The sequence below is a fragment of the uncultured Limnohabitans sp. genome, from assembly GCF_937889215.1.
Classification (GTDB): domain Bacteria; phylum Pseudomonadota; class Gammaproteobacteria; order Burkholderiales; family Burkholderiaceae_C; genus Limnohabitans_A.
Window position 1 is genome coordinate 1 of sequence record NZ_CALBEX010000250.1, and the last position, 2,241, is coordinate 2,241.

At 57.4% G+C, this 2,241-nt stretch carries 3 protein-coding genes; all 3 read right to left on the minus strand.

Going from position 1 to position 2,241, the window contains the following annotated elements; translation table 11 throughout:
• On the minus strand, positions 1-908 hold a 908-nt coding region (locus Q0341_RS06430; RefSeq protein WP_299511311.1), incomplete at its 3' end, for an ABC transporter substrate-binding protein.
• Positions 909-1,051: 143 nt separating this feature from the next.
• The gene (gene xerD, locus Q0341_RS06435; protein ID WP_299511313.1) at positions 1,052-1,960 is read right to left on the minus strand and encodes a site-specific tyrosine recombinase XerD; all 909 of its coding nucleotides are present in this window, start codon (positions 1,958-1,960) and stop codon (positions 1,052-1,054) included.
• A gap of 10 nt (positions 1,961-1,970) precedes the next feature.
• A partial coding sequence (locus Q0341_RS06440; protein WP_299511315.1) for a tripartite tricarboxylate transporter substrate-binding protein occupies positions 1,971-2,241 on the minus strand: 271 nt, incomplete at its 5' end.

A 2,241-nucleotide genomic window follows, 5' to 3' on the forward strand; every position in this document is an offset into this window, starting at 1 on the left:
CCACCAACCACTTCAAATTTGGGGTTGGCTTCAATGGTCTTGATCTGGTCCGGAGGAATGTCGGTGACGAAATCGTACTCACCACTGAGCAAGCCATTGACGCGCCCAGACACTTCCGGCACGACTTGGTAGCGCACTTCTTTCACGTTGGGTTTACCGCCGAAATAAGCGTCGTGCGCGGTCAACACCAAGCTGTTGTCCGGCTTGAATTCTTTGATTTTGAAAGGACCCGCAGCCACGGGCGAACGCGCCCAACTGACCCAGTCTTTGGCCTCCAAAAAGGCGCGCTTGGAGATGATTTCAGACGACCGTGCCAAACGACCTTCGAGGGTCAAATCGGGTGCCAAGTTGATGAATCGCACGGTGTATTTGTCGATCACCTTGACCTGCGCCAAAGAAGGCCACATGCGCCTGGCGACTGCAGGCACTTCGGGTGGCAACGTGGCTGCAGGCAGTTTGACTGCCGTAGCAGGCGTTTGATTGGTCGTGGTGGCAATGGTTGCAGCAACTTGGCCCACGACCAAGGGTTTGGTGCTGCCAAACATGTACTCGGGGCCAAAGGTGAAGGCCACGTCGTCGGCGGTCATCTCGTCACCGTTGTGGAACTTCACGCCTTTGCGCAGTTTCAGTTCCACCGTGAAGTCATCGATGCGCTTCCAAGAAGTGGCCAGGCCAGGCTTGAGCGACAAATCGCCTTGGCGATCAAGTTCAATCAGCCCTGCATAAATCATGGGGAAGGAGCGCGAACCCACGTTCGATTGTTCGCGCAAAGGCGTCAAAGTTCCCGAATTGGCAACCTGCTGAACGGCCACGCGGACCGTTGGGCGGTTGTCGGTTTGAGCAATGGCAGTGCCAACCCATGTCAAGGATGACACCAGCAGCAAAGTCTTTAACAAATGATGTTTCACGGTAAGCACCTCAAAAGACGAAAACCACATGGTGCCCGTGGTATGTGAAGGTGCGGTGGCGAAAACATGAAGCTTTTATGACCTCGTCATAAATGCATTTATCGTTTGTATTTCCGGCTATTAAAAACACCTACCAGATCGATTTAGCCTCGGGGGTGGTGCTGGGCATGCAGCGTCTTGAGCCGTTCCCGCGCCACATGGGTGTAGATGGTGGTGGTGGAGATGTCGGCATGCCCCAGCAGCATCTGCACGGCGCGCAAGTCGGCCCCGTGGTTGATCAAATGCGTGGCAAATGCGTGGCGCAGCGTGTGGGGTGACAGCGGCGCGGTGATGCCCGCATCGATCGCGTAGCGCTTGACCAAGCTCCAGAACATGACGCGTGACATCGCGGTGCCCGGCGTGGTGCCACTGGTGGTGACGAACAGGTCTTGGGTTTGTCGCTGGCCCAACATGGCTGGTCTGGCCTGGCCCATGTAGCGCTGCAACCATTCACGCGCCTCTTCGCCAAAAGGCACCAGGCGTTCTTTGCTGCCCTTGCCCATGATGCGCAGCACCCCCTCATTCAGTGAGACATGCAGGGTTTTGAGGCTGACCAACTCGCTCACTCGCAGCCCACTGGCGTACATCAACTCCAGCATGGCGCGGTCGCGCAGGCCCAGATCGGTGGCCGCATCCGGCGCACGCAACAAAGCGTCCACTTGCGCCTCGCCCAAAGTTTTGGGCACGCGCAGCGCCTGTTTGGCGGCCAGCATGCGCAGGGTGGGATCGGATTGGACAAGGCGTTCGCGCAAGGCCCAACGGAAAAACCGTTTGAACACGGTGAGCCTGCGGTTGGCCGAGGTAGCCTTAGTTTGCCCATGGCGCTCGGCAAAATAGGCTTGCAGGTGGTGCTCTTGGGTCGCCTCCAGGGCCAGCCTGTGCGTTAAAAACAGCCAGGTGGCGAAGAGGGACAAATCAAGACGGTAGGCCGCCAGCGTGTTGGCGGACAGTCCATCCTCTAGCCAGAGGGCCTCGGCAAATCGGTCGATGGCGCTCTGGCTGGTCTCGTGCATGGACTAAAAATCAGTCCAGCTTGAGTTTTTGCTGCTCAACCACTTTCTTGTAGACCTCGAACTCGGCCTTCATCTGAGCAGCAAACTCTTGTGGCGAATTGCCCACCACCAAAGAACCGGTGGCGTTGATGCGCTGGCTCACCGCAGGATCTTGCAGGGCTTTGCGCACGCCAGCGCTGATGGTATCGACCACCTCTTTGGGCAGGTTTTTAGGACCCAAGATGCCGTAATAAGCCATGCGGTTCACAGGCTCCAAACCGACATCCTTGAAGGTGGGCACA

Bases quoted from the DNA above. Each gene is read 5' to 3' on its own strand.
- xerD (WP_299511313.1), bottom strand. From the start codon at position 1,960: ATGCACGAGACCAGCCAGAGCGCCATCGACCGATTTGCCGAGGCCCTC.